General features: G+C 71.4%; 23 protein-coding genes. 5 read left to right on the plus strand and 18 right to left on the minus strand.

Features of this window, described 5'->3' with window-relative positions; all coding sequences use genetic code 11:
• Nucleotides 1-73: 73 nt before the first annotated feature.
• Together ACIPK3_RS24595 and ACIPK3_RS24600 are read right to left on the minus strand one after the other, a co-directional pair.
• Nucleotides 74-1765, minus strand: a complete 1692-nt coding sequence (locus ACIPK3_RS24595) for a DUF885 domain-containing protein (RefSeq protein ID WP_402572889.1) — start codon at nucleotides 1763-1765, stop codon at nucleotides 74-76.
• Nucleotides 1766-1798: 33 nt separating this feature from the next.
• Nucleotides 1799-2302, minus strand: a complete 504-nt coding sequence (locus tag ACIPK3_RS24600) for an Lrp/AsnC family transcriptional regulator (protein WP_402572891.1) — start codon at nucleotides 2300-2302, stop codon at nucleotides 1799-1801.
• A gap of 60 nt (nucleotides 2303-2362) precedes the next feature.
• On the opposite strand from ACIPK3_RS24600, the gene ACIPK3_RS24605 reads away from it, so the two are divergent.
• Nucleotides 2363-3583, plus strand: coding sequence for a trans-sulfuration enzyme family protein (locus tag ACIPK3_RS24605; RefSeq protein ID WP_402572893.1), 1221 nt, complete (start codon nucleotides 2363-2365; stop codon nucleotides 3581-3583).
• Nucleotides 3584-3589: 6 nt separating this feature from the next.
• On the opposite strand, the gene ACIPK3_RS24610 is transcribed toward ACIPK3_RS24605, so the two are convergent.
• The 3 genes from ACIPK3_RS24610 to ACIPK3_RS24620 form a co-directional block, all read right to left on the minus strand.
• Entirely contained in the window at nucleotides 3590-5026 is a 1437-nt protein-coding gene (locus tag ACIPK3_RS24610; protein ID WP_402572895.1) for a GNAT family N-acetyltransferase, read from the minus strand.
• 246 nt (nucleotides 5027-5272) lie between these two features.
• Nucleotides 5273-6859 carry an alkaline phosphatase D family protein gene (locus ACIPK3_RS24615; RefSeq protein WP_402572896.1) on the minus strand — a complete coding sequence of 529 codons (1587 nt, stop codon included), beginning with the start codon at nucleotides 6857-6859 and terminating at the stop codon, nucleotides 5273-5275.
• 165 nt (nucleotides 6860-7024) lie between these two features.
• Entirely contained in the window at nucleotides 7025-7855 is an 831-nt protein-coding gene (locus ACIPK3_RS24620; protein WP_402572898.1) for an alpha/beta fold hydrolase, read from the minus strand.
• Between the two features lie 259 nt (nucleotides 7856-8114).
• Between ACIPK3_RS24620 and ACIPK3_RS24625 the strand changes: the two genes are divergently transcribed.
• Nucleotides 8115-8876 carry a GntR family transcriptional regulator gene (locus tag ACIPK3_RS24625; protein WP_402572900.1) on the plus strand — a complete coding sequence of 254 codons (762 nt, stop codon included), beginning with the start codon at nucleotides 8115-8117 and terminating at the stop codon, nucleotides 8874-8876.
• A 97-nt stretch (nucleotides 8877-8973) separates the two neighbouring features.
• Here the strand turns inward: ACIPK3_RS24625 and ACIPK3_RS24630 are convergent, their stop codons facing one another.
• The 3 genes from ACIPK3_RS24630 to ACIPK3_RS24640 all read right to left on the minus strand — a co-directional run bounded on the left by ACIPK3_RS24630 (nucleotide 8974) and on the right by ACIPK3_RS24640 (nucleotide 12100).
• Nucleotides 8974-10131, minus strand: coding sequence for an ROK family transcriptional regulator (locus ACIPK3_RS24630; protein WP_402572901.1), 1158 nt, complete (start codon nucleotides 10129-10131; stop codon nucleotides 8974-8976).
• A gap of 98 nt (nucleotides 10132-10229) precedes the next feature.
• Nucleotides 10230-10892 carry a response regulator gene (locus ACIPK3_RS24635; RefSeq protein ID WP_402572903.1) on the minus strand — a complete coding sequence of 221 codons (663 nt, stop codon included), beginning with the start codon at nucleotides 10890-10892 and terminating at the stop codon, nucleotides 10230-10232.
• A 53-nt stretch (nucleotides 10893-10945) separates the two neighbouring features.
• The gene (locus ACIPK3_RS24640) at nucleotides 10946-12100 is read right to left on the minus strand and encodes a sensor histidine kinase (RefSeq protein WP_402572905.1); all 1155 of its coding nucleotides are present in this window, start codon (nucleotides 12098-12100) and stop codon (nucleotides 10946-10948) included.
• A gap of 106 nt (nucleotides 12101-12206) precedes the next feature.
• Here ACIPK3_RS24640 and ACIPK3_RS24645 point away from each other — a divergent pair, with 106 nt between their 5' ends.
• The 3 genes from ACIPK3_RS24645 (at nucleotide 12207) to ACIPK3_RS24655 (ending at nucleotide 14352) form a co-directional block, all read left to right on the plus strand.
• A complete protein-coding gene (locus ACIPK3_RS24645; RefSeq protein WP_402572907.1) occupies nucleotides 12207-13127 on the plus strand; it encodes an ABC transporter ATP-binding protein in 921 nt (306 codons plus the stop codon).
• A 2-nt stretch (nucleotides 13128-13129) separates the two neighbouring features.
• Nucleotides 13130-13840, plus strand: coding sequence for an ABC transporter permease (locus ACIPK3_RS24650; RefSeq protein WP_402572908.1), 711 nt, complete (start codon nucleotides 13130-13132; stop codon nucleotides 13838-13840).
• A gap of 68 nt (nucleotides 13841-13908) precedes the next feature.
• Nucleotides 13909-14352 carry a hypothetical protein gene (locus ACIPK3_RS24655; protein WP_402572909.1) on the plus strand — a complete coding sequence of 148 codons (444 nt, stop codon included), beginning with the start codon at nucleotides 13909-13911 and terminating at the stop codon, nucleotides 14350-14352.
• On the opposite strand, the gene mug is transcribed toward ACIPK3_RS24655, so the two are convergent.
• The 10 genes from mug to ACIPK3_RS24705 all read right to left on the minus strand — a co-directional run bounded on the left by mug (nucleotide 14330) and on the right by ACIPK3_RS24705 (nucleotide 25776).
• Complete coding sequence (gene mug, locus ACIPK3_RS24660; protein ID WP_402573053.1) at nucleotides 14330-14881, minus strand: G/U mismatch-specific DNA glycosylase; 552 nt, start codon at nucleotides 14879-14881, stop codon at nucleotides 14330-14332. The genes ACIPK3_RS24655 and mug overlap by 23 nt on opposite strands.
• Nucleotides 14878-16320 (minus strand): adenylosuccinate lyase, encoded by a 1443-nt coding sequence (gene purB / locus ACIPK3_RS24665; protein ID WP_402572910.1) that lies wholly within the window; start codon nucleotides 16318-16320, stop codon nucleotides 14878-14880. The genes mug and purB overlap by 4 nt, the downstream gene beginning before the upstream one ends.
• Before the next feature lie 262 nt (nucleotides 16321-16582).
• Nucleotides 16583-17347, minus strand: a complete 765-nt coding sequence (locus ACIPK3_RS24670) for a helix-turn-helix domain-containing protein (RefSeq protein WP_402572911.1) — start codon at nucleotides 17345-17347, stop codon at nucleotides 16583-16585.
• 796 nt (nucleotides 17348-18143) lie between these two features.
• Entirely contained in the window at nucleotides 18144-18491 is a 348-nt protein-coding gene (locus ACIPK3_RS24675; RefSeq protein ID WP_402572913.1) for a DUF4326 domain-containing protein, read from the minus strand.
• A 15-nt stretch (nucleotides 18492-18506) separates the two neighbouring features.
• On the minus strand, nucleotides 18507-19295 hold the full coding sequence (locus ACIPK3_RS24680; protein ID WP_402572915.1) for an SGNH/GDSL hydrolase family protein: 789 nt from the start codon (nucleotides 19293-19295) through the stop codon (nucleotides 18507-18509).
• Nucleotides 19296-19357: 62 nt separating this feature from the next.
• Nucleotides 19358-20371, minus strand: a complete 1014-nt coding sequence (locus ACIPK3_RS24685; RefSeq protein WP_402572916.1) for a hemolysin family protein — start codon at nucleotides 20369-20371, stop codon at nucleotides 19358-19360.
• Nucleotides 20368-21714, minus strand: coding sequence for a hemolysin family protein (locus tag ACIPK3_RS24690; protein WP_402572918.1), 1347 nt, complete (start codon nucleotides 21712-21714; stop codon nucleotides 20368-20370). Before ACIPK3_RS24690 ends, ACIPK3_RS24685 begins: the two co-directional genes overlap by 4 nt.
• 141 nt (nucleotides 21715-21855) lie before the next feature.
• Nucleotides 21856-22281 (minus strand): GNAT family N-acetyltransferase, encoded by a 426-nt coding sequence (locus ACIPK3_RS24695; RefSeq protein WP_402573055.1) that lies wholly within the window; start codon nucleotides 22279-22281, stop codon nucleotides 21856-21858.
• Between the two features lie 80 nt (nucleotides 22282-22361).
• On the minus strand, nucleotides 22362-24929 hold the full coding sequence (locus ACIPK3_RS24700; protein ID WP_402572920.1) for an ABC transporter permease: 2568 nt from the start codon (nucleotides 24927-24929) through the stop codon (nucleotides 22362-22364).
• Between the two features lie 4 nt (nucleotides 24930-24933).
• Nucleotides 24934-25776 (minus strand): ABC transporter ATP-binding protein, encoded by an 843-nt coding sequence (locus tag ACIPK3_RS24705; RefSeq protein WP_402572921.1) that lies wholly within the window; start codon nucleotides 25774-25776, stop codon nucleotides 24934-24936.
• Nucleotides 25777-25927 lie beyond the last annotated feature (151 nt).

Consider the following 25927-nt stretch of genomic DNA (forward strand, 5'->3'; position numbering starts at 1 on the left):
AGCCTGTCGCGGGTCCGTGAGGCTGCGGCGGCCCCGCACCGGAAGTGCGGGGCCGCCGGCCGTGATGTCCGGGTCAGAGTGCGGACAGTTCCTCCACCAGGTCGTCCAGGCCCAGTGAGCCCTGCGAGAGGGCCGCCATGTGCCAGGCCTTCAGGTCGAAGGCGTCACCGTGCCGCTCACGGGCGTTCTCCCGGCCGCGCAGCCAGGCACGCTCGCCGAGCTTGTAGCCGATCGCCTGGCCGGGGATGGTCAGGTACCGGGTCAGCTCGCTCTCCACGAAGTCCGCCGGACGGCTGCTGTGTCCGCCGAAGAACTCCTCGGCCAGCTCCGGCGTCCAGCGCTCACCCGGGTGGAACGGCGAGTCCGCCGGGATCTCCAGCTCCAGGTGCATGCCGATGTCCACGATCACCCGGGCCGCGCGCATCATCTGCGCGTCGAGGTAGCCGAGGCGGTGCTCCGGATCCGTGAGATAGCCCAGTTCGTCCATCAGGCGCTCCGCGTACAGCGCCCAGCCCTCCGCGTTGGCACTCACCCCGCCGATGGTGGCCTGGTAGCGGGAGAGGTCCTCCGCCACGTGCGCCCACTGCGCGAGCTGGAGGTGATGACCGGGCACGCCCTCGTGGTACCAGGTCGACACCAGGTCGTACGCCGGGAACCTGGTCTGCCCCATCGTCGGCAGCCAGGTACGGCCGGGCCGCGAGAAGTCCTCCGACGGAGCCGTGTAGTACGGCGCTGCCGCACCGCCGGGCGGGGCGATGCGCGACTCCACCTTCCGAACCCGCTCGGCGAGTTCGAAGTGCGTCCCGTCCAGGTCGGCGATCGCCTGGTCCATGAGTCCCTGGAGCCATTCGCGGACCTCTTCGACACCCTCGATGTGCGTGCCGTGCTCGTCGAGGTGCGCGAGCGCCGTCCACGGGGTCTCGGCGCCCGGAAGGATCTTCTCGGCCTCCTTCTTCATCTCGCCGAGCAGACGGTGGAACTCGGACCAGCCGTACGCGTAAGCCTCGTCCAGGTCCATGTCCGTGCCGTTGAAGTAGCGCGCCCAGCGGGCGTACCGCTCACGGCCCACGGTGTTCGGCGCGCCCTCGATCGCGGGGGCGTAGACGTCCCGCATCCAGTCCCGGAGCTCCACGACGGCCGCGGTCGCCCCGCGCGCGGCCTCGTCCAGCTCCGCCCGCAGCGCCTCGGGTCCGGCCGACGCGAAGTCCTCGAACCAGCCGAGCCCCTTACCGTCCGTGTCCGACCAGGCGGTCAGCTGGCCGATGAAGGTGGCCGTCGGACGCGGAGCCCCGTGCAGCTTCCGCTCCAGGCCGAGCGCCAGGGACTCGCGGTAGCCGGCCAGCGCGGCCGGAACCGCGCGGAGCCGCTCCGCGATCGCCGCCCAGTCCTCGTCCGTCTGGGCCGGCGTCACGGTGAACACATCGCGCACCGAATGAGGCGGCGTGCTCAGATTGCCGACCGCGCGCAAGCCCTCCTCGGCCTCGTGCACGGCCAGCTCGGCGGTGAGCCGCTCACGCAGCAGACGCCCGCAGCGCCGCTCCACGTCACGGTCCGCTCCCGGCTGCCGCTCCGCCTCGTCCAGCTTCGCCAGCGTGGTGCGCGCCAGCCGTGCCAGCGCCTCCTGACCGGCGGGGGAGAAGTCGGGCAGCCTGCCCGAGCTCTCCTTCGCACCGAGGTAGGTGCCGGTCACCGGGTCGAGGGTGATGAGCTCGTCGACATAGGCGTCGGCGACCTCGCGGGGCAACGGGCTCTTGGTCTCAGACATGCCGCCCATCCTCATACGGCGACCATGTCCGCGTCACCCGTGCAGTACCGATTCCGCTGTGGGCGTGGTCGGGGGCAGCAGGGGCCCGCACTCCCACTGCTGGAAGATCAACCGGGTCTCGACTCGGGCCACTTCGCGCCGGGCCGTGAACTCGTCCAGCACCAGCCGTTGCAGGTCCGCCATGTCCGCCACCGCCACATGCACCAGATAGTCGTCCGGCCCGGTCAGGTGGAACACCGTCCGTATCTCCGGCAGCACCCGTATCCGCTCCACGAACGGACCGACCAGCTCCCTGCGGTGCGGCCGGACCTGCACCGACAGCAGCGCCTGGAGGCCGCGCCCCAGCTTCGCCGGGTCGAGCCGCAGCTGATGTCCGAGTATCACCCCCGAGCGGCGCAGCCGGGCCACCCGGTCAAGACATGTCGACGGCGCGACTCCCACCTGGGCGGCGAGGTCGCGATACGTCATCCGGGCGTCGTTCTGCAGCAGTCGCAGCAGACGTAGATCCACCGGATCCAGTACGACTGATTCGGCCATTGGCGGAACGTAGCACGGTATCCGGCTCCTGTGGTCCGTCCGGTGTTCACCCTTCCGGCCATGGACTCAGCGAGCACTCGCGGAACCGGGTTCCGCGCATACGGCGACCAGCGCACCACCTCCCGAGCACTTGCCACCGAGGCCGTGCACGCCGGCCGGGACGATCTCGCCCGGCAGGGCCTGCACGCCGTGCCGATCGACCTGTCCACCACCTACCCCTCGTACGACAGCCGCGGCGAGGCCGACCGCATCGACGCCTTCGCAGCCACCGGCGCCGAACCGGACGGACCGCCCGTCTACGGGCGGCTCGGCAACCCGACCGTCGCCCGGTTCGAGACCGCCCTGGCCCGGTTGGAGGGCACCGAGTCCGCCGTCGCCTTCGCCAGCGGCATGGCCGCGCTGACCGCGGTACTCCTCGCCCGGTCCGCGGCCGGCCTGCGGCACGTCGTGGCGGTACGGCCCCTGTACGGATGCAGCGACCACCTGCTGACCGCCGGGCTGCTCGGCACCGAGGTGACCTGGACCGACCCGGCCGGGATCGCGGACGCGATACGCCCGGAGACCGGGCTGGTCATGGTCGAGTCCCCGGCCAATCCGACCCTCGCCGAAGTCGATCTGCGGGCCGTCGCCCATTCCTGCGGCACCGTGCCGCTGCTCGTCGACAACACCTTCGCCACCCCCGTGCTCCAGCGGCCGGCGGGGCAGGGTGCCCGGATCGTGCTGCACAGTGCCACCAAGTACCTGGGCGGGCACGGCGACGTCCTCGCCGGCGTGGTCGCCTGCGACGAGGAATTCGCCCGGCAGCTGCGGCAGATACGGTTCGCCACCGGCGGAGTGCTGCATCCGCTGGCCGGCTATCTGCTGCTGCGCGGGCTGTCCACGCTGCCCGTGCGGGTGCGGGCCGCCTCCGCGACCGCTGCCGAGCTGGCCCGCCGGCTGGCCGGCGACCCGCGGGTCACCTGGGTCCACTATCCACGCATCGGCGGAGCGATGATCTCCTTCGAGGTCCAGGGGGACCCGCACGAGGTCATCTCCCGGGTCCTGCTCGTCACCCCGGCCGTGAGTCTGGGCAGCGTCGACACCCTGATCCAGCACCCGGCCTCCATCAGCCACCGGATCGTGGACGCCGAGGACCGGCGTGGCGCGGGCGTCAGCGACAAGCTGCTGCGCATGTCGGTGGGTCTGGAGGACGTCGAGGACCTGTGGGAGGACCTGGACGCCGCACTCGGCGGCGCCCCTCAGGTGCCGTCACCCGTCAGCCTCCGGCAGGCTCTGAGCTGACGGTGCTCAGTCCCGGCCGACCGCCCCGCCGTACTGCTCCTGCCTGCTGTCGTACGGCAGCCGCGAGACGGCCGGGGCGGTCTCCAGCCGGGCCGTGATCACGAGCGTGCCCTCCTCGATCTGGTAGTCCAGCGGGAGGTCCAGCCCGCGCATGGCGGCGACCATGCCGGTGTTGGACGCCTGCGTCACCGCGTAGACGCTCTCGCAGCCCGCCTCGACCGCCATCGCCACCAGGCGGCCCAGCAGCTCAGCGCCGATGCCCCGGCGCTGCCACTCGTCCTCCACCAGCAGCGCGACCTCGGTCTCGTCCCCGTCCCACAGCAGATGGCCGAGCCCGACGATGCGTCCCGACGGGGTCTGCACCGCGAGCGTCCGCCCGAAGCGCGGGCTGAGCAGATGGTTCAGATAGCGGTCCGCGTCACCGACCGGCCCGTGGTACCGCATGGCAAGGGTCCGCTTCGAGCACCGTTCGTGCATCGCCTTCGCCGCCGCGACGTCGTCGGTGTCGGCCCGGCGCACGGTGATCGCGTTGCCCTCGGGCAGCGTCAGCACGTCCAGGCCGCGCGGAACGCGCGGGCCCAGCCGGGCATCCAGCTCCACCAGCGCGCGCGCCCGCGCGAACTCGGTCGGCGTGAAAGGGAGATACGGCCGCTCCACGGTGATCACCCCGCCCTCCGGAGCCCGCAGCCGCATCACCGTGTCCTCGAGCACGCCCCCGGCGGGCACCGCCTCCTGCGCACGGCCACCCCCGACCGGTGCGGCGGGCAGCGAACGGATCGTGCACCGTCCCAGCAACTGCCGCAGTGCCAGCGGGAGTTCCGCCGCGTCCACGGCGGTACGGGCCGCGAGGCCGAGCACCCTTGTCGGCGCGTCCACCAGATCGTGCGCGTCGGCCCGCTCCATCCAGGTGTTCGTGCCCCCGGCGCGCGAGACCACGCGGCTGATCTCGGCGGACGGGGCCTCGCCCGGGGCGCGCAGCAGGAACTCGTCCACTGTGCCCTCGGCGAGCGGATGCGTCTGCAGGCTGAGGATGTCCACCCGCTGCCCGGCGAGGGCCGCGCACAGCGCGGCCAGCGAGCCCGGTTCGTCCCTCACCGTCGTCCGCATCCGCCACAGCGTGCCCGCTCCGGTCACGGACCCGGCGACTGCCCCGGGTTCGCCGGACGGCCCGGCCTGCCGCACCGAGGCGGACGGCCGGGCGCCGGTATCACTCGTGGGGGGCGCGTGCCCATGGCGTCGTGCCCACCATGTGTGGAACCCGGCCGTGGCGGCCAGCGTCACCGCCGAGATCACCAGCAGCACTGGACCGTCGGGGCCGTGCCCGACCATGTTCGCCGCCGCGTCGGCCACCGCCACGGCCGTGAACAGGGCGGCGAGTTCGACGACGTCCCGCCGCCAGTGGTGCACGGGACGTCCGTGCTTCGTGCGTGTCACATCAGACATGTCTCGATTCATGCAGCCACTGTGAAGGATCGGTGTTGCGTGATCACGAACGCCTTGTGACCGAAGGGTAAAACACGCTTCAGTCTGTTTTGTTGCTCTCTCCAGTAGCGGTGTCGCTGGTAGCGGTGTCGGCCTCTTCGGCCACCACGTGTTCGACATGCGGACCGACCGCGGGCGGGGCCACCTCGGGCTTGAGACCTCCCGGGGTGCGATGGAACACCCAACCCGGAGAGGAGTCGGCGGTGACTACTGGCCGACCCGGCCCGGCTGGAGCGTCCGGGTGAACAGCACGGTGCCGTCCTGCTCCCGCAGCCGCACCGTCAGCTCCCCGCTGTGGCCGTCGATGTCGACCTCACCGAAGAACTGGTAGCCCCCGGCGGGCGAGACGTTCGACGCGGTCGGCGCCTTCACGAACACCCGCTCCGGACCGAAGGTGCTGTCAAGCGCGGAGGCCGGGAAGGCGCCCGCGTTCAGCGGGCCGGAGACGAACTCCCAGAACGGCTCGAAGTCGGTGAACGCGGCTCGTGACGGCTGGTAGTGCTGTGCCGAGGTGTGGTGCACGTCGGCCGTCAGCCACAACGTGCCGGTGATTCGCCGGTGTTTGACGAACCGCAGCAGTTCGGCGATCTGGAGTTCCCGGCCCAGCGGTACGCCCGGGTCGCCCTGTGCGACCGCCTCGAAGTTCGGCCGGCTCTCCGTCGGGTCGGGCACGACCAGGCCGATCGGCATGTCCGCGGCGATCACTTTCCACACCGCCCGCGACCGCGACAGCTCACGCTTGAGCCACTCCAACTGCTCAAGGCCGAGGATGCCCTGTGGGTCCACGGTCTGCCGGCCGGGGGAGTTGGCGTTCCGGTAGGTCCGCATGTCGAGTACGAACACGTCGAGGAGCGGGCCCTGGTGAAGCACACGCTGGACCCGGCCCTCCTTCGCGCCCGGCCGCAGCGTGGAGAGCGGGAAGTACTCGCCGAACGCCCGCCGGGCCCGCGCCGCCAGCACGTCGACGCTCTTCTCCGTGTACCTGGGGTCGGAGTCGGTGATCAACTCGCCCGGGTACCAGTTGTTGCGCACTTCGTGGTCGTCCCACTGGATGACGGACGGGACCTGGGCGTTGAACCGCTTCAGGTTCTCGTCGAGCAGGTTGTAGCGGAAGTTGCCGCGGTACTCGGCGAGGGTCTCGGCGACCTTCGACTTCTCCTCGGTGGTGATGTTCCGCCAGACGCCGCCGCCCGGCAGGGCCTGGGTGGCCGTGAGCGGTCCGTCGGCGTAGATGTTGTCGCCGCTGCAGAGGAAGAAGTCCGGGTCGAGTCGTGCCATCGCGTTGTAGATCCGGTAGCCGCCGAGGTCGGGGTTGATGCCCCAGCCCTGGCCCGCCAGGTCGCCCGACCACAGGAACCGCACGCCGTCACGCGGGCGCCGGGACACGGTGCGGAAGGTGCCGGTGACCGGCTCGCCGGTGCGCCGCGGGTCGTCGGGGTCGGCGAGCAGCACGCGGTAGTGGATCTGCTCCCCGGACGGCAGTCCGCGCAGCCGGGTGGTGCCGGTGAAGTCGGTGTCCGCGCCGAGCAACGGCCCGTGCAGGCGGTGCGGACTGCGGAACGACTCGGTGGCCGACGTCTCCACGATCATCCGCGCGGGCCGGTCCGAACGCACCCACACCAGACCGGAGTCGGACGTCACGTCGCCCGCCTGCACGCCCCAGCCCGCCGAGGGCCGGCCGGACCGGGCGAACGCCGGTGCCGCGCCGAGGGCCGTGGGCAGGGCCAGGGCCGCCGACGCGGCCAGGGAGCCGCGCAGGACACTGCGGCGGGCGGGGAGCGGACGGTGGGACATGGATTCCTCCAGTACGGGGTCCGGCCTGTTGGCACTGCCACAACTACTGGTGCGCCGCAGCGCCCACGGAAACCACAGATGAACAACCGGCCCCGGCGGCAGATGAGTCGGTGACCGGCAGACCTGTGTCCGGGCCCGGGTGCTTCCAAAAGAAACCCGACACGGTCAGCGGCTGCCGTCCAGGATGACGCGTGCGACGAGCGCCGGGTCGTCGTTCATGGGGCAGTGGCCGCAGCCGGGGAGGCGTACCAGCCGGGCGCGGGGGATGATCTGCTTCGCGCGGACACCCTGGCGGCGCACCAGCAGCCAGTCCCTGGTGCCCCAGCCCACGGTCACCGGGATTCCGGGGATGTCATGGGTGAACTGGACGGCGGCCCCGGCCCGCAGGGTCGCGTCGAACCCGGTGGCACCGGCCAGCGCGAGGGTCTCGGCGACCACCGCCTCGGGTGAACGGCGGCTGGGACGGGCATAGATCGTGCTGGTCAATGCCGTTCGGCCGGCCGCGGTGCGGGCCATTCGCTCGACCACGGGAAGCGGCAGTTGCCGGGAGATCCGGCGCATCGTGAGCAGGACGCCGAAGGCGTAGCGCCGCTCGGCCTCCGACCAGAACCCGGCGGGGGAGAGGGCGGTGACGGACCGTACGAGTTTCGCGTGGCCGAGTTCCAGTGCCAGCAGGCCGCCCAGGGAGTTGCCCGCCACGTGCGGGCGGTCCAGTTCCAGGGCCTCGAACAGGGCACCGAGCACGGCGCGGGTGGACGGCAGGTCGTAGGTGACGCCGTCCGGCAGAGCGGGGGACGCGCCGAATCCGGGCAGATCCACGGCGATCACTTCGCGCTCGGTCGCGAGGATGTCCACCACCGGGTCCCAGGCCTGACGGTGATGGCCGATCCCGTGCAGCAGCACCAGCGGTGCGCCGTCGCCCACGCGCGTGTAGGAGACGGTCACCGGGCGCGGGCCCTGCGGGGTGGGGACCTTGAAGGAGACGGCGGCGGACATGGGGTGCTCCTTGTCTGGACTGGCCGACGGACGCCGTAGCAGCTTGTCAGTAATAGCTACCAGCAGGTAGCCCTTGGTTGCGGCGTGTCGTTGGCGCGGAGCACGCCGTGGCACCCGATCCGCGCGCGGGCGAGGGGCCGGGGATTGGTATTGACCAAGGGTGGGGGCCGTCCTATCGTCGCAGATAAGTGCAACAACCTTTAATAAACAAGGGCGCCAAAAAACGCCGCCGCAGACCACGGCGATCGCGGAGGACAGGGTGGGGACCACGCAGCTGGAACCGGTGCCGGAACCGAAGTACTGGCACCTCAGGACCGTGCTCAGCGAGGCACTGGACTCGGAGTTCTCGGTCGGCGAGATCCTGCCCAACGAGCGCGACCTCGCCGCCCGCTTCGGTGTCGCCCGCGCCACCCTTCGCCAAGCCCTCGAACAGCTCGAACTGGAAGGCCGTCTCCAGCGCCGCCGCGGCGTCGGTACGACCGTCGCCCCGCCGCGCGTCGGTGTGGCCGTCGGCACCGAACGGCACGTCTGGCCCGGCGCTGCCGATGACGCGTGGCAGCCCGCCGACAGCACCCGGTCGGCGCCGCCCGCGGCCGTCGCCGACGCCCTCGGCACCGGCCCCGAGCAGCCCGTGCACACCGTGCGCCGCTCCCGTGTCTCCCAGGGCCGGCCGGTCGCCGCGGAACTGCTCTACATCCCGGACGCCTCGGTGCCCGACCTGACCGCCATCGACACGCCGTCCGGCCCGGCACGCGCGCGTGCGGTGCTGCGCGAGCTCCAGCGGCTGGACCTGGAAGGCCAGGACCGAGCCGTGGAACTCGGCTCGGCCCGCGCCGAGGACGCCAGGGAACTCGACCGGCTCCCCGGGGCACCCGTGCTCGTCGTCACCACCCGGTACACCGCCGAGGGACGCACCGCCGCGCTCTCCGTCGCCACCTACCGCGCGGACACCTGCCGGCTGACCTTCGGTGACTCCGGCGGCGTGGAGATCCACCACGGCACGGACCGGCAGGCGTCCTAGCGCGGGGACCGGCTGACATCCTGGGGGCGGTACGGACCGGCAGGCGACCTGGCCCGTCCTCTTCGCGGCACCCCCGCGCCCCCGTTCGGGCAGCGGGTCAGCGCCGTGCCGTCACCGTGCTCTCCACCGCGAACAGTTGCTCCTCCACGTGGTCCAGGGCGAGGCGCAGCGCTCCGGTGGCCACGGCCGCCTCGCCCAGCAGGGAGAGGGCCACTGCGGGGGGCCGCAGACAGTACCGGTCGAGTTCCCGGCGCAGCGGCTCCAGGACACCGTCCAGACCTGCCGCCCAGCCGCCGATGACCACCAGCTCCGGATCGAGGGCAAGGGCCAGCGCCGCCACGTCGTGGACGAGCCGCTGGATGAAGCGGTCCACGGCCGCGCGGGCCCGGGTGTCGCCCTCGCGCGCGAGCGCGAACACCTCGGCCACCGCTTGCTCGTCAAGCGGGTGCAGCGGCTCGTCGGTGGTGGACAGGAGCGTCTCCGGGGTGGCCTCCCGGCCCAGCAGATGCAGCGCACCGATCTCGCCGGCCGCCCCGCCGTACCCCCGGTGCAACCGCCCGCCGATCAGTGAACCCGCGCCCGGACTGAGACCGGCCAGCACGAACACCACGTCGTCCGACTCGGTCGCCGCGCCCTTCCAGTGCTCGGCCACGGCCGCCGCGTTCGCGTCGTTCTCGACCAGGACCGGACACTTGAAGGAGCGGCTCAGCCGTTCCCCGAGCCTGAGTCCCGTCCACTGAGGCAGCGCGGTGCCCAGCCGCACGGTCCCGTCGGCCTCCACGATTCCCGGCGTCCCCACACCCACGGCACGCAGCGAGCCGCGCGACACCCCGGCCCGCCGCAGCAGTTCGGCGACGGCGGTGCGCAGCCGCTCCAGCCGCTCGTCCGGGTCGGCCGTCTCGTCCACGTCCTTGGCCTGCGAGCCCAGCACCCGGCCGTCGAGATCGGCGAGGAGCGCGGTGACGCGGTGCGCGCCGATCTCCAGCCCCAGCAGGTGCCCGGCCTCCGCCCGGAACCGGAACCGCCGGGCCGGCCGCCCCTGACGCCTGGCAGCGCCCTCCTCCGCCGCCTTCTCGACCACGAGACCGGCCTCGATGAGCCCCTCGACGACCCCTTCGACCGTCGGCCGGGACAGCCCCGTCACCCGGGTGATCTCGGTGAGCGTGGCACAGTCCGTGGCACGCAGCGCGTGCAGCACCACCGCGGAATTGATCCTGCGCAGCAGCGAGGGATCGCCGCCGGTCAGCCGTCCCAACGTCCGTCCTCCCAGCTCGTGCGCGTGTGGGGCGGATCGTACTCGGCGCGGCGGTCCCCGGCGAGTGCCGGCCTGCCACGAACCCGTGGGCGCACCGGTCAGCCGGGAGCCACGAAACCCGACTCGTACGCCGCGATCACCGCCTGGGTGCGGTCCCGGGCCCCGAGCTTCGCCAGGACGGCGCTCACATGCGACTTCACCGTCTCGGTTCCGACGACCAGCCGTTCCGCGATCTCCGCGTTGGACAGCCCTCGGGAGATCAGCCGCAGCACCTCGGCCTCCCGCTCTGTCAGTTGGGCCCGTTCCAGCACGGCGCGTGCCGCCCGGTTGCCGCCGTCGTCGCCGTAGCGGGCGGCGAGCTCCCGTATCGAGGCCGGGAACAGCAGCGACTCGCCCTCGGCGACCAGCCGTACGGCGTGCACGATCTCGGCGGGCCGGGCCCGCTTCAGCAGGAACCCGTTGGCGCCCGCGCGCAGCGCCTCGTACACGTACTCGTCATTCTCGAACGTCGTCACGACGAGGATCTTCGGCGGATCGTCGACGGTGCGCAGCACCGCGCGCGTCGCCTCGATCCCGTCCAGGAGCGGCATGCGGACGTCCATGGCGACGACATCGGGCCGCAGTTGCCGGACCAACGGAATCACCGCGGCCCCGTCGGCAGCCTCACCGACAACCTCCATGTCGGGCTGCGCCTCCAGCACGGCCCGCAAGCCCGCGCGAACCAGTGGTTCGTCATCGACGAGAAGAACGGTGACCGGCATCCGGCCAGCCTAGAGCCTGTCGATACGACAGACCCTGGTGCCGGGGCACTGGATCACCGCAACGGCAGTTCAGCACGTACCTGCCAGTCGCCCTCGTGCGGTCCGGTGTGCGCGTGGCCGCCGAGGAGGGCCGCGCGCTCGCGTATGCCGCGCAGCCCACTGCCCCGGCCGGGACCGGGTGTCGCGGCTGTGAGCGGATTGCGCACCTCAAGACCGAGGCTGCCGCCCGAGACCGTCACGCGGACCCGCACGGGCACGGCTCCCGCGTGCCGCAGCACATTGGTCAGTGCCTCCTGAAGGATGCGGTATCCCTCGCGGGAGACCGGTCCGGGCACCTTCTCCACGGGACCCGTCACATCGGCGTCGACCTCGGCTCCGGCGGCGCGCGCCGACTCCAGGAGCCGGTCGGCGTCGGCCATCGTCGGTCGGCCGCTCACCGGCCGTTCCGTCTCCCGCAGGACGGCGAGCACCCGTTCCAGGTCCTCCAGGGCGGCGCGCCCCGTCTCCTCGATGGCGTTCAGAGCCCGGTCGGTGAACGTGGGGTCGCCCGCCGCCCGCGCCGCGCCCGCCTGGACCACCGCGACCGTCAGGGCGTGGCCTATGGAGTCGTGCAGCTCGCGGGCGATGCGGGTGCGCTCCAGGAGTTGTTCGGCACGCTCCTCCAGGGCGGCGAGCCGTTCGGCCGCGGACGGACCGAGCAGGCGTCGTGCGACGGCGGTGATGAGGTGGCCACAACCGACAACGACGCCGTAGTACACGACCACGGGAAGCGGGACCAGCAGGGCGTACGTCCACTCCGGCATCGTCCGGTCGAGGACCGGGAGATCGGGGGGAACGACTCCGCCAGCGGCTCTGGTGAGCTCGTACGTGAGCACCGGCAGCCACACCGTGGCGAACAGGGCCGCCGCGCCCAGCGCCATCCGGACCTCCAGCCACACCACCGTGCGCAGCCGGTCCCGCCAGGTCCGCGACGGTGTCACGGAGATGCCCGGTTCCTGCTCGCCCGGCGTGAGCAGGAGCCGCGCCTGTACGCCCTCGCCCATCCGGACGGCCGGGACTAGCCCGACCGGAACCAGCGCGAGCGCGGGCACCCACGGCGTGGACGGGTCGACGAACATCCACACGCTGACGATCAGCATCGGCACCCACAGGTGCAGCAGTCGCGTGTACGTCGTCCCCCGCAGCAGCGGGCGCAGGAATCGGGCCATTCGGTCATCGTCGCAGGCGCCACTGACAGCGGCCTCCCCCGGGCGGGGGAGACGATCCACCCCGGCGGGGGAGGAGCCAACGCCCCACTGACGTCAGGGTGTTGGCATGACCAGCATCGACGTGAGCGACCTGACCAAGGAGTACGGCGCCCGACGGGCCGTGGACCGGCTCACCTTCAGCGTCCGGCCCGGCCGGGTGACGGGCTTTCTCGGACCCAACGGCGCCGGGAAGTCGACCACCATGCGGCTCGTACTGGGCCTCGACCGGCCGACATCCGGGACCGCCACACTCGGCGGCCGCCCGTACGCCGGGTTCCACGAGCCGCTGCGCCGCGTGGGCGCCCTGCTCGACGCGGGGGCCGCGCACGGTTTTCGCACTGGACGCGACCATCTGCGGGCCCTCGCCGTGAGCAACCGCATCCCCGACCGCCGGATCGACGCGGTGCTGGAGGAGACGGGACTGGCGTCCGTCGCGCGGCACCGGGTGCGGAGTTACTCCCTGGGCATGCGGCAGCGGCTCGGCATCGCCGCCGCCCTGCTCGGCGACCCCGAGGTGATCATGCTGGACGAGCCGTCGAACGGCCTCGATCCCGCAGGCATCGTCTGGATCCGGGAGTTGCTCCGGCGGCTGGCGGCACAAGGGCGCACGGTCCTGGTCTCCAGCCACCTCATGAACGAGACCGCGACCTTCGCCGACCACCTGGTCGTCCTCGGCCGGGGCCGCCTGCTGGCCGACACCCCGGTGAAGGAGTTCATCCACGCGCGCGTGCGGCCCCATGTACGCATCCGTACGACCGACAGCCCGGCCCTCGCCGGCCTCCTCTCCAGCCGCGGTTACGACGGCGTCCCGGACGAGGACGGCGCGTGGACCGTGCGGCACGCTAGCGCGGAGGACATCGGCCGCCTCATGTCCGAAGCGGGCGTTCCCGTACTGGAACTCACCTCGCGGGAGGGCACCTTGGAGCAGGCCTATCTCGATCTGACGTCCGGCGAGGCCGAGTACACCGCACCACTGAAGGAGTCCTGACCATGTCGTTCTCGTCCGTCCTCCACGCCGAGTGGATCAAGATCCGTACGCTGCGGTCGCTGATCGGCAGCCTGACCGCGGTGCTGCTCGCCACCGCCGCGTTCTCCGCGCTCGCCTCGGTCGGTGACGACGGCTCCGATCCCCTGTTCTCGACGTTCTTCGGCGTCAGCTTCGGGCAGATCGCGGCCATCGCGTTCGGCGCGACCGCCGTCTCGTCCGAGTTCCGGGGTGGCGCCCTGCGGCTGACGCTCGCCGCGGTGCCCGACCGGCTGCGATGGTTCGCGGCCAAGGCCGCGGCGGTCGCTCTGCCCGTCCTGGCCGTGGGCCTGGTCACCGGGGCGGTGTCCCTGGCCGTGGGGCGGTCCGTCCTCGGCGCGGGCGCGCCCACCTGGGGCGAGGGGCTGCGCGCCGCGGTGGGCTGCGGCTTCTACCTCGCTCTGATGGCGCTGTTCGCGGCCGGACTCGCGGCGGTACTGCGCAGCGGGGTGGCGACCCTGAGCATCCTCGTCCCGTTCCTGCTGACGGTGTCCTTCGTCATCGGTGACCTGTCCGGCGGTGTCGCCGACTTCCTGCCCGACCGCGCAGGTCAGGTCGTACTGCACAGCGACTGGGACGGAACCCTGGGGCCCTGGACCGGGCTCGCCGTTACGGCCCTGTGGACGGCCGGGGCGCTGGTGGCGGGGGCCTGGAGCGTGCGGCGGCGGGACGTCTGACGGGTGGGCAGATCGACCGCGCCGATCGACCGTGCCGATTGTCAGTGGTGCCCGCTTTACTGGATCGCATGGACATCGCGAAGTGCCTGGCTCTCATCGACCTGCTGTGCGCCCGCGAGTTCCCCGCGCGGCACGGCAGGACGGAGCACGGTGAGAGCGGGCCCGGGTATCACATAGCCGCATTAGGGACCAGCGGCGGCTTCGAGGAGGGCGACGGAGCGGAGCGGGAGGAGACGGAGGCTCAGTACGAGGCCGACCGGGACGGACTGGGGGAGCGGCTCACCCAACGCTGGGGTCCACCGCAGGAGTTCAGTCTGTACAGCGTCCTCGAGCGCTCCCTGGACGGGGCGGAGGCCGCCCGGCCCTGGAGTGTACTGAGCGGACACGTGCCGGACGTACAGCTGTGGCAGCCGTCCGAGTCGGAGCGCTGGGTCGCACTGGGGATCTCACGGTGGGACAAGGAGCTCCCGTGCCGGCTCCTCGCGGTCGTCACGGACGTGGATCCGCCGTGACCCGCAGCCGCCCGAACTCCTCCGCCATCGTCGCCGCCGTCCAATGGGCGTTCAGCCCGCTGGGATTGGGCAGCACCCACACCCGCGTGTCGCCGATCGTCCGCTCCTGCGGCCCCACCCGCGCCGTGCGGTCCCCGAAGGCGGCCCGGTACGCGGTGACCCCGACCACGGCCAGCCACTCCGGCCGCAGCCGCGTGACCCGCTCCGACAGCAGCCGTCCGCCCCGCACATACTCCTCGGGCGTCAGCTCGTCGGCCCGCGCCGTCGCCCGCGCCACGACGTTCGTGATGCCGAGCCCGTACGAGAGCAACTCCCGCTGCTCCTCCGGCTTCAGCAGCCTCGGGGTGAAGCCGGACAAGTGCAGCACCGGCCAGAACCGGTTCCCGGGACGGGCGAAGTGGTGGCCCGTCGCGGCTGTCATCAGACCGGGGTTGATACCGCAGAACAGGACATGGAGACCGTCCGCGACGACGTCCGGGACGAGACGGTCGCGGGCGGCCTCCAGTTCCGCCTGGGTGAAGCGGGTCAGAGGATCGCTCCCGGGGTGTATCCGGCGGCCTCCGGCCGCTGCTTGACGATCTCCTCGACACGGCCCACGACGACACCGACCTGAGCCGCGGCGGCGCCGGTGAAGGACAGCTTGTCGGCCATCAGTGCCTCCAGCCGCTCGCGGTCGAGCGGGAGACGCTCGTCGGCGGCCAGCTTCTCCAGCAGGTCGTTGCGCTCGGCACCCTGCTCACGCATGGCGAGGGCGGTGGCGACGGCGTTCTCCTTGATCGCCTCGTGCGCGACCTCACGGCCGACGCCCGCGCGCACCGCGCCCATCAGCACCTTGGTCGTGGCGAGGAACGGCAGATACCGGTCCAGCTCACGGGCGACGACCGCCGGGAACGCGCCGAACTCGTCGAGCACGGTCAGGAACGTCTCCAGCAGACCGTCCAGCGCGAAGAACGCGTCCGGCAGCGCGACCCGGCGCACCACCGAGCAGGACACGTCGCCCTCGTTCCACTGGTCGCCCGCCAGCTCGCCGGTCATCGAGGCGTAGCCGCGCAGGATGACCATGAGTCCGTTGACACGCTCGCAGGAGCGGGTGTTCATCTTGTGCGGCATCGCGGAGGAGCCGACCTGGCCCGGCTTGAAGCCCTCGGTCACCAGCTCGTGCCCGGCCATCAGCCGGATCGTCTTGGCCAGCGAGGACGGGGCGGCCGCGAGCTGCACCAGCGCGGTGACGACCTCGTAGTCCAGCGAGCGCGGATAGACCTGCCCGACCGAGGTGAACGCCTGCGAGAAGCCGAGGTGCGCGGCGATCCGGTCCTCGAGCCCGGCCAGCTTCGAGGCGTCGCCGCCCAGCAGGTCCAGCATGTCCTGCGCCGTACCGACGGGGCCCTTGATGCCGCGCAGCGGGTACCGGCCGAGCAGCTCCTCGACGCGGCCGTGGGCGACGAGAAGCTCGTCGGCGGCGGTCGCGAAGCGCTTGCCGAGGGTGGTGGCCTGGGCGGCGACGTTGTGGGAGCGGCCGGCCATGACCAGCTCGGCGTACTCGCCGGCCAGCCTGCCCAGACGGGCGAGGACCGCCACCGTGCGGTCGCGCACCAGCTCCAGCGAGAGCCGGATCTGGAGCTGCTCGACGTTCTCGGTGAGATCACGGGAGGTCATGCCCTTGTGCACGTGCTCGTGCCCGGCGAGGTCGTTGAACTCCTCGATCCGCGCCTTCACGTCGTGCCGCGTGATCTTCTCGCGCTCGGCGATGGAGGCCAGGTCGACGGTGTCGAGGACACGCTCGTAGTCGGCGATCGCCGCTTCGGGCACCTCGATCCCGAGGTCCTTCTGGGCCCGCAGCACGGCGAGCCAGAGCTGCCGCTCCAGCTTCACCTTCTGCTCGGGCGACCAGAGCGTGGCGAGCTCGGTGGAGGCGTAACGTCCGGCGAGGACGTTCGGGATGCGGGGCTTGGCGGGCGCTGAAGTCACGTAGACGGAGTTTACCTGGCGTCCAGAGCGCCTCTGGTACGTCCGTACAGTCGAGAAAGCCCAGGTCTTTGGTGCTCTGTACAGGGCTGCTCGGTGAGGCTGTGAGACGAATGTGAGACGGCCGCCGGTCAGGACTCGACGGCCGTCTCGGTCTCGCTGGCCAGCACGATGCGCCGTACCGTCTTACGCAGGCGAGCGTCAGCAACGTATGACCGCATGCCCCGCTCTCCGCCGGGAGGGCGCCGCTTTCGTCGCGTCCGGGCTACCCCGGTGGCTGGTTGTACCGCTCCAGCGTTGCCTTGTCCGTCGATGCGTCCACCAGCCGCAATTCCCACGGCCCCGTGTTCACATCGAACTCGCGGCCGAAACCCACCCACTTGCCGGCCATCCTGCGGCCCGTCGGCTCGGCCAACATCTGAAGGGCGCCGAAGTACCTGGCCCCCTGGTAATAGCCGTCCCGGGCGGTCTGCTCCGTCCAGGTGCCGGTCACGGTGTTGCCGTCAAGCTGGAGATCGAGGGACAGCGGCGAGTCCGGGTTGAGGCTGCCGTTCGGCAGGCTGCGCCCGGAGAGCGTGTTGCCGTGCTGGAGAAGTACGACGTAGTGCTTTCCTGTGAAGACCTCGCCGCCGCGCCCGCTGGAGACGTATTCGTAGGTGCTGAGCCAGACCCCGGAGTAGGTGCCGGTCGGGGCTGTCTGCGCCGTCGGGACAGCGGTGAGGATGGGCACGCCGACCGGTGAGTCCTGGAGATCGTGGCCGCCCTGCCCGTCATCGGTGACCCTGGCGAGCGTGTTGGCCGGGAACCCCAGGCTGCCGATCGGCATACGGGTGACCGCCTCCAGCGCGCGGGCGTACACGGGGCGTGGTGCGGCAATCTGCCCGGACTCCCACCGCTGGACAAGCCGCTTACTGGCGTCGTTCGGGGTGCCTGCCCGTTCGCCCGCCTCACGGATCGCGCGGGCGAATTCGTCTTGGGACATGAGCAGCGCCATGCGTGCCGCCCGGAGGGTGCTATTCGGCGTCGTCATGGGATCACGGTAGCCGTCCGCTGCTGAGAGTGACATCGATATGACGCCCTGCATGTCGCCGTTATGACGCCTCGAATACCGTCGCGGAACACTGCGGTCGGCTGTCCGCCCGTCTCCGGCATTCCAGGCGAATGTGGAGGCGGGCGGGCTTAATTGACGACATTGCCCCGCTCCAGAGCCGCTTCATCCCGCCCATGACTACGGACGATGCTCCCTGAGAGCGAAGTCTCTTCCTGGGAGCCATGGGCCGCGTGCCCCTTGCCGGCGGGGAACTCGACGGTGGCCTACGCGACCTGATCGGCGCAACGGCCACGAACCGACCCTGATCAGGTACGCAAATGCGGCTAACGCCAGCCGGCTCATCGAGTTGTGCAAGCCTGCTCTCAAGGTGGGAACCTGCAACGGAGTCATCGTGCCCAAGTGAGCAGTCTCTTCGCGAGATGCGGCTGGCCTGCTATTCACCAAGCCTTCGCCACGGCCGCTCCTCGCTCGTTGGCGGCCTTTCGCCTGCTTGCCGCCGCCGCGCTGCGTTCGTCACCATGACGCCGACGAGGACCACCCCGCACAGCCATGGGACGACCGGCCACCCTTGCATCACGCTCACAAACAGCAGCACGAGCGCCGCAACGAACACTCCGGCGTCCCGCCCCGTTACTTCCGTCGCTCATCAGGCCCCCTGAGTCGAGTGCGCACACCGTACTGCCCGCTGACATCGTGTGGACGCTCGAAAGCCGAAAGAGCGAACGTGGCCTCCACCGATCCACAGGTCCGGACCGCTACAAGGGGGACGCGAGTCCTACGTCACGTCGTCCGTATCGGCCAGCTCCGCCAGGACGTCGGCGTGGCAGGGCTGCGGCGCGCACCAGCAGGCCAGGGTCATGCCGCGCAGGTCCGCCACCAGGTCCAGCAGCTCGGGGCGCTCCAGGAGGTACGCCCGGTACATCGCCATGACCTCGGTTCGGGTGCCGTCCCGCTTCTTCTTCGCGGTGTCGTAGGCGAAGGGATTGCGCAGCGGGTGAGCGGGCAGGTCCCAGCCGCCGAGGGTCCAGCGGCGGCCGACGTACACGACGTCTTCGGGGGCGTGTTCCAGGCGGGGGCCGAACTGGTTGCGCCGGCCCCGAATGTTGATCACCCGGGTGCTCATGTGCTCATGGCCGCCCTACGCCGGGCCCTCGTAGGGCAGCAGCTCGGGTCGCTTCGGTGAGCGGCCGTCGCCGGACGAGCGGCCGGTCAGGCGGCGTCCTATCCATGGCAGCAGATGCTCCCTGGCGAACCTCGCGTCGGCGGCCCGGCGGCTGCCCCAGCCCGGGGGAGCGGTGGCCGCCATCGGGGTGCGCCACTCGAGGTCCTCGGGCTCGTGGCCGAGCGTCTGCCATACGGCCTCGGCGACCCGGCGGTGTCCCTCGGCCGTCAGATGCAGCCGGTCCACGTCCCACAGCCGGGGGTCGGCCAGCGACGGGGCGCCGTACAGGTCCACCACCAGCGCGCCGTGCCGCCGCGCCAGCTCGTCCACGTGGGCGAACAGTTCCTCCATGCGCGGCCGGAACCGCTCCATCACCGGGCCCTCGCGGCCGGGGCTGCGCATCAGTACGAGCTGCCCGCACGACGGCGCCAGCCGTTCCACCGCCTCGGTCAGCAGGTCCTTGACCCGGTCCATGTCGCACTTGGGCCGCAGCGTGTCGTTGAGACCGCCGACCAGCGTGACCACGTCGGCCTTCATCGCGGCCGCGACATCGACCTGCTCTTCGACGATCTGCCCGATCAGCTTTCCGCGCACCGCCAGGTTGGCATAGCGGAAACCGGGACTGCGGGCGGCCATCCGCGCGGCGAGCACGTCGGCCCAGCCCCGGTAGGAGCCGTCGGGCAGCAGGTCCGACATGCCCTCGGTGAAGGAGTCGCCGACCGCGACCAGGCTGGTGTGTGCGGGAGGTGTGGGATTCGTCTGCATGGCGACAGCGATGCTATCCCGACTCCATACCCGTCGGTCGGTCGCCCCGGTCCACCCTTCCCTCACGCCCGTCGGCCGAACAGTTCCCGCAGTACGTCCTCCATCGTCACCAGTCCGGCCAGACGGCCGTCGGTGCCGAGGACTGCCGCCAGGTGGGTGCGGTTGCCGCGCATCGCGGTGAGGACGTCGTCCAGTGGGGTGTTCTCGCGGACCCGGGGGATGGGCCGCATGTCCTGGAGCCGGAAGGGCACGTCCCGCGGCAGGGCGTCCAGCGCGTCCTTGACGTGCAGATAGCCTGCGATCCGGCGGCCCCCGTCCACCACCGGGAAGCGCGAGAAACCCGACTCGGCGGACAGCCGCTCCAGCTGTTCGGGGTTGACGCCCACGCGCGCGTAGACCACACGCTCCAGCGGTACCACCACGTCCCGCACCGGGCGGCGGCCCAGCTCCAGGGCGTCGCGCAGCCGCTTCCGTGCCCGTTCGTCGATCAGGCCCGCCTCGCCCGCGTCCCTGACGATCTCCGCCAGCTCCGCGTCCGAGAAGGTCGCCGCCACCTCGTTCTTCGTCTCCACCCTGAGCAGTGCGAGCAGAGCGTTGGCGAACGCGTTGATGGTGAAGATCACCGGCCGCAGCGCCCGGGACAGCGTGACCAGCGGCGGGCCGAGCAGCAGCGCGCTGCGCACCGGTTCGGCCAGGGCGACGTTCTTCGGCACCATCTCGCCCAGCAGCATGTGCAGATAGGTGGCCAGCGTCAGCGCGATCACGAAGGACACCACATGCCCCGCGCCCGACGGCACACCCAGAGTGTGGAACACCGGCTCCAGCAGATGCGCGATCGCCGGCTCGGCGACCACACCCAGGACCAGGGTGCACAGCGTGATGCCGAGCTGGGCCGCCGCCAGCAGTGCCGACACGTGCTCCAGCCCCCACAACACGCTCCTGGCCCGCCGGTCGCCCGCTTCCGCGCGCGGCTCGATCTGGCTGCGGCGTACCGAGATCAGCGCGAACTCGGCGCCCACGAAGAACGCGTTGGCGACGAGGGTCGCCAGACCGATCAGCAACTGGAGGCCGGTCACTTGGCATCCCCCCCGGATCCGGGCTCCGTCGGCTCACCGGCGAGCGGCGCGTGCAGCAGCACCCGGGCCGCCCTGCGCCCCGACGCGTTGACGACGTCCAGCCGCCACCCGGCGACCTCGACCCGGTCCCCGGTGCACGGGATGCGGCCCAGCTCGGTCGCGACGAGCCCGGCGAGCGTCTCGTACGGCCCTCCGGGCACCGTCAGTCCCACCCGGGCCAGCTGATCCGTGCGGGCGGCCCCGTCCGCCGAGTAGAGCGCCCGGCCGTCCGCGTCGGCCCCGGCCGGGGCGAGGTCGGGCGTCTCGTGCGGATCGTGCTCGTCCCGTACCTCGCCGACGACCTCCTCCACGATGTCCTCCAGGGTGGCGACGCCCGCCGTACCGCCGTACTCGTCGATCACGACGGCCATCGTGCGCCTGTCGGACAGCCGGTCCAGCAGCCGGTCGACGGTGAGCGACTCGGGCACCAGCAGGGGTTCGCGCATCACCTGGGAGACGCGCCGTCGCGGCCGATCCGCGGCGGGCATCGCCAGCACGTCCCTGATGTGGGCGGTGCCGACGACCGCGTCCAGGCTGCCGCGGTACACGGGGAACCGGGACAGCCCGGTCGCCCGCGTCGCGTTCGCCACGTCCTCGCAGGTCGCCTGGACATCCAGGGCGACGACCTGGACGCGTGGCGTCATCACGTTCTCCGCGGTCAGGTCGGCCAGGTTCAGGGTGCGTACGAACAGCTCGGCGGTGTCCGCCTCCAGGGCACCCTGTTTGGCGGAGTGCCGGGCCAGTGCCGCCAGTTCCTGAGGGCCGCGGGCGGAGGCCAGCTCCTCGGCGGGCTCCAGGCCGATCCGGCGTACCGCGCGGTTGGCCGTGTTGTTGAGGTGGGTGATGAAGGGGCGGAAGGCGGCGCTGAACAGGCGCTGCGGGTTGCCCACCCGCTTCGCGACGGCGAGCGGCGAGGAGATCGCCCAGTTCTTGGGCACCAGCTCGCCCACGACCATGAGGAACACGGTGGACAGGGCGGTGCCGAGTACCAGCGCGACCGAGCTCGCCGTCGCGGACGAGAGGCCGAGTGATCGCAGCGGGCCCGCGATCAGCGCCGCGATCGACGGCTCGGACAGCATGCCGACCACCAGGTTGGTGACGGTGATGCCCAGCTGCGCGCCGGACAGCTGGAACGTCAGAGTCCGTACGGCCTTGAGGGCACCCGCCGCACCCCGTTCGCCGCGCTCGGCGGCCCGTTCCAGCTCGCGGCGTTCCACGGTGGTCAGGGAGAACTCGGCGGCGACGAAGGCGCCGCAGATGAGCGACAGCAGCACCGCCACCAGCAGGAGGAGCACTTCGGTCATCGGGTCACCTCCGTCCCATGGTCGGACAGGGCGGGGAGGAACGCGCGACGGTGTAGACCGGGAGGCTCGTCCATGGGCGGACGCTCACACCTTTCGTTGGTGAGTCTCTGCCCCTCAATGGTAAAGGAAGAGCAAAGCCGCTCAGGTGGCGAGGGGCTTCACCCAGCGCCGCCACTCCTCCTGCGGCCCGTACCCCGCGGACCGCCACGCATGCTGGGCGTGCTCGTTGCGGACCAGCACCATCGCGTCCCCGCGCCGCCCCCCGAGCCGTACGAACCGCTCCTCGGCGGCAGCCAGGAGCGCCGAGCCGATGCCCTGCCGGCGCCGCCCCGGATGCACCGCGAGCCGGTACAGATGACAGCGCCAGCCGTCGAAGCCCGCGATCACCGTCCCCACGAGTTCCTCCCCGTGCTCGGCCAGGAGTAGTGCCCCGGGGTCGCGGGCGACCAGGCGGGCCACGCCGTCCAGGTCGTCGCTGATGCTGGTGCCCTCGGCCGCCGACCTCCAGAAGGCCAGCACGGTGTCGAGGTCGTCGGACCCGGCGGCTCGCACACGCAGTTCGGTCATGGGCATGACCCCATCATGGGAACCGGCTTCCCGACGCGGAATTCCGGCATCCGGACGGCTGCCGGAATTCCGCGCGATCCTCACTCGTGCGCGATGGCCGCCAGCACGTTCATCCGGGAGGCGCGCAGCGCCGGCAGCAGTGCCGCCACGATGCCCACCAGCGCCGAACCGATCACCACCGCGACGATCGTGCCCCACGGGACCGCCAGCGCCGTCATGCCCTGCAAGGCCAGCACCTGCTGGGTGCACACACCCCACACCAGTCCCAGCGCCAGCCCCAGCACGGCGCCGAACACGGCGATCACGACCGACTCGAGCCGGATCATCCGGCGCAGCTGCCGTCGGGCGAGTCCGATCGCGCGCAGCAGCCCGATCTCCCGGGTGCGCTCCACCACGGACAGTGCGAGTGTGTTGACCACGCCGAGCACCGCGATCACGATCGCGAGCCCGAGCAGCGCGTACACGAGATAGAGCAGGACCGCGATCTGGTCGTGGACCAGCCTCTTGTAGTCGGCCTGGTCACGCACCTGGACCTGCGGATACGAGTCGAGTGTCCGCTCCAGCCGGGAGCGCAGCTGGTCGGCGGAGACGCCGGCGGCACCGTTGACGTAGAGCGAGGAGTCCTGCCCGCCGGGCACGTACTTCTCGACCGTCCCGATGCCGAAGAACAGCCCGCCCTGCATGCCGAACCCACCGGATCCGGCCTGGTGGGTCAGGGCACCCACCTTCAGGTCGGCCTTCCGGCCGCCCGGGAACTCGACCGGGACCGTGCTGCCCAGCCGCACCTCGTGGTCCTTGGCGAAGGCGGCGTCCATGGCGAAGCTGCCGTCGGCCAGCGCCGCCGCGGTGTTCCCCTCCGTGTAGGTGATGTGGGCGACGTCGTCCGCCCGGAGGTCGTACCCGGCGGCGGTCGTCTCGATCCGCTTGCCGTCCGGCAGCCGCACCGCCACCGGCGCGAACCGCTGCCGTACGACCAGGCTCACGCCGGCCGTGCCGCGCACCTTGTCGGTGACCTCCTGAGTGAACGGCTGGAAGTTGCTGTTCTGGACCACGAAGTCGGCCCCGAGGGTCTTGTCTATCTGCTCGTCGAACGACTTGGACATGGAGGCGCTCGCCACCGACATCCCGCCGACCAGCGCCAGCCCCACCATCAGAGCGGCCGCGGTGGCGCCGGTGCGGCGCGGGTTGCGCAGGGCGTTGCGCTGGCTCATCCGGCCGACCGAGCCGAACAGCGCGGGGAAGGCGCCGCCGAGGACGCGGATCACCGGCCGGACCAGCAGCGGACCGGCGATCACGGTCGCGATCAGGGTCAGTACGACACCGAGGGCCAGGAAGGAGGCCGCCGAGGCGGTCTTCTCCGCGACCGCGCAGCCGACGAGCGCTGCCACACCGGCCGCGCCGACTACGGTTCCGACGACCGCGCGTGTCCGCAGCGGCTTGCCCACACCGGCGATCTCGGCGTCCGCTAGCGCCGCCATCGGCGACACCGTCGCCGCCCGCCGCGCGGGCAGATAGGCCGCCACGAAGGTGACGCCGACACCGACGACATACGCCGACACGGGCGTCGGCCAGTCGATGACCATTTCGGCGGCCTTCAGGTTCATGCCGAACGCGCTCATCAGCCGGATCAGCCCGTACGCCAGCCCGATGCCCGCGGCCAGCCCCAGCGTGGAGCCGACCACGCCGAGCAGCACCGCCTCCGTCAGCACGGAACGCCGCACCTGGCGCCGGTCGGCGCCGAGCGCGCGCAGCAGGCCCAGTTCGCGGGTGCGCTGGGCGATCAGCATGGAGAAGGTGTTGACGATGAGGAAGATGCCGACCAGGACCGCGATACCGGCGAAGCCCAGCATCACGTACTTGATGACGTCGAGGAATCCGCCGAGGCCGGCCGCGTCCGACTTGGCCTGTTCGTCGGCGGTCTTCAGGTCGTAGTCGCCGGAGCCCACGGCCTGGGCGACGCGCCGCTTGAGCACCTCGTCGGTCACGCCCTTCGCCGCGTCCACCGAGATGCTGGTGGCACGGTCGGCCGAGCCGAGCAGTTCGCGGGCGGCCACCGCGGGATCGAGGAAGACGAGCGCGGCGCCGGGGTTGGTGGTGGTGAAGGTGGCGATGCCGACGACCCGGACCTTGAAGGTGCCCGGCTGCGCCTGCACCGTGAGGGTGTCGCCGATCCGGACGTGCTTCTTGTCGGCGGTGTCCGCGTCGAGCAGTGCTTCGCCCGGCCCGCCGGGAGCGTGGCCGGAGGTCAGCTTCACCGGACTACGGGCGGTGCGGTACCAGTCGGTGGCGATGGTCGGTGCGCCGGTGGTCGGCCCCACGGACTTGTTGTGGCTGTCGACCACCACGATGTTCTGGACGGAGACGTCGGCGTGGGTCGCCACGACCCCGTTCACCTTCGCGACCCGGTCCGCGAGCGCGGCGGGCACGGTCTGCACGGCGCCGGTCGGCACGGAGGACTTGAGGTCGTTCTTCGGGCCCACCGTCACATTGGCGGCGGTGGAGGCGAACAGCCGGTCGAAGGTACGGGTGACCGTGTCGGAGAAGATCAGGCTGCCCGCGACGAACGCCACGGACAGGACGACGGCCAGCGCGGACAGCATCAGCCGTCCCTTGTGGGCCAGGAAGCTTCTGAGTGTCGCCTTCAGCACCGGGTCAGGCCTCCTCGGCGGTGCCGGAGCCGGAGCCGGAGCCGGCGTCGCCGTCGTCGTCGGCTCCGGACTCGGCCCGCTTGACGTCGAAACGCTTCATGCGTTCCAGTACCGCGTCCGCCGTGGGCCGTTCCATCCGGTCCACGATCCGCCCGTCGGCGAGGAACAGGACCAGGTCGGAGTGGGCGGCCGCGCTCGGGTCATGGGTCACCATGACGACGGTCTGCCCGAGTTCGTCCACGGCTTCCCGCAGGAAGCCCAGCACTTCGAGACCGGCCCGTGAGTCGAGGTTGCCGGTCGGCTCGTCGGCGAAGATCAGCTCCGGCCGGGAGGCCAGCGCCCGCGCGCAGGCGACACGCTGCTGCTGACCGCCGGAGAGCTGCGCGGGCCGGTGCTTCAGCCGACCGCGCAGGCCGAGCGTGTCGATGACCTGGTCCAGCCACTTCTCGTCGGGCTTCTTGCCGGCGATGTCCATGGGCAGGGTGATGTTCTCGGCCGCGTTCAGCGTCGGTATGAGGTTGAACGACTGGAACATGAAGCCGATCCGGTCCCGGCGCAGCCGGGTCAGCTCCCGCTCCTTCAGCCCGGTTATCTCCGTGCCGCCGAGCCAGACCTCTCCGGCCGAGACGGTGTCGAGCCCGGCCAGACAGTGCATCAGCGTGGACTTCCCGGAGCCCGAGGGACCCATGACCGCGGTGAAGCGCCCGCCGGCGATCTCCACGTCCACCGAGTCCAGGGCGAGCACCGCGGTCTCGCCCGAGCCGTACGCCTTGGTCAGTCCCCGGGCGCGGGCGGCGATCCCGTCACCCGACCGCTCGGGCGGTTGCTCCGCAGCAGGTGTGGACAACGCCGCCTCCTCGCTCGCCTGACGTCATACTCCCGTGTCGTGGCTGAGCCTAGTGTGATCGGGGGCACGTCCGTAATCCCCCCTGTACCCGAGGAGTCTCGCACCGGGCAGGGGCCGTGTTCATGGGTTTCCAGGGATCCAGGGATCCAGG

This window comes from Streptomyces sp. NPDC086787, from assembly GCF_044745865.1.
Classification (GTDB): Bacteria; Actinomycetota; Actinomycetes; order Streptomycetales; family Streptomycetaceae; genus Streptomyces.

Bases quoted from the DNA above. Each gene is read 5' to 3' on its own strand.
- ACIPK3_RS24595 (WP_402572889.1), bottom strand. From the start codon at position 1,765: ATGTCTGAGACCAAGAGCCCGTTGCCCCGCGAGGTCGCCGACGCCTAT.
- ACIPK3_RS24655 (WP_402572909.1), top strand. From the start codon at position 13,909: ATGGACATCGCGAAGTGCCTGGCTCTCATCGACCTGCTGTGCGCCCGC.
- ACIPK3_RS24645 (WP_402572907.1), top strand. From the start codon at position 12,207: ATGACCAGCATCGACGTGAGCGACCTGACCAAGGAGTACGGCGCCCGA.
- ACIPK3_RS24635 (WP_402572903.1), bottom strand. From the start codon at position 10,892: ATGCCGGTCACCGTTCTTCTCGTCGATGACGAACCACTGGTTCGCGCG.
- ACIPK3_RS24650 (WP_402572908.1), top strand. From the start codon at position 13,130: ATGTCGTTCTCGTCCGTCCTCCACGCCGAGTGGATCAAGATCCGTACG.
- ACIPK3_RS24695 (WP_402573055.1), bottom strand. From the start codon at position 22,281: ATGACCGAACTGCGTGTGCGAGCCGCCGGGTCCGACGACCTCGACACC.
- ACIPK3_RS24600 (WP_402572891.1), bottom strand. From the start codon at position 2,302: ATGGCCGAATCAGTCGTACTGGATCCGGTGGATCTACGTCTGCTGCGA.
- ACIPK3_RS24680 (WP_402572915.1), bottom strand. From the start codon at position 19,295: ATGCAGACGAATCCCACACCTCCCGCACACACCAGCCTGGTCGCGGTC.
- ACIPK3_RS24615 (WP_402572896.1), bottom strand. From the start codon at position 6,859: ATGTCCCACCGTCCGCTCCCCGCCCGCCGCAGTGTCCTGCGCGGCTCC.
- ACIPK3_RS24675 (WP_402572913.1), bottom strand. From the start codon at position 18,491: ATGAGCACCCGGGTGATCAACATTCGGGGCCGGCGCAACCAGTTCGGC.
- ACIPK3_RS24620 (WP_402572898.1), bottom strand. From the start codon at position 7,855: ATGTCCGCCGCCGTCTCCTTCAAGGTCCCCACCCCGCAGGGCCCGCGC.
- ACIPK3_RS24605 (WP_402572893.1), top strand. From the start codon at position 2,363: ATGGACTCAGCGAGCACTCGCGGAACCGGGTTCCGCGCATACGGCGAC.
- ACIPK3_RS24670 (WP_402572911.1), bottom strand. From the start codon at position 17,347: ATGACGACGCCGAATAGCACCCTCCGGGCGGCACGCATGGCGCTGCTC.
- ACIPK3_RS24640 (WP_402572905.1), bottom strand. From the start codon at position 12,100: ATGGCCCGATTCCTGCGCCCGCTGCTGCGGGGGACGACGTACACGCGA.
- ACIPK3_RS24610 (WP_402572895.1), bottom strand. From the start codon at position 5,026: ATGTCTGATGTGACACGCACGAAGCACGGACGTCCCGTGCACCACTGG.
- ACIPK3_RS24690 (WP_402572918.1), bottom strand. From the start codon at position 21,714: ATGACCGAAGTGCTCCTCCTGCTGGTGGCGGTGCTGCTGTCGCTCATC.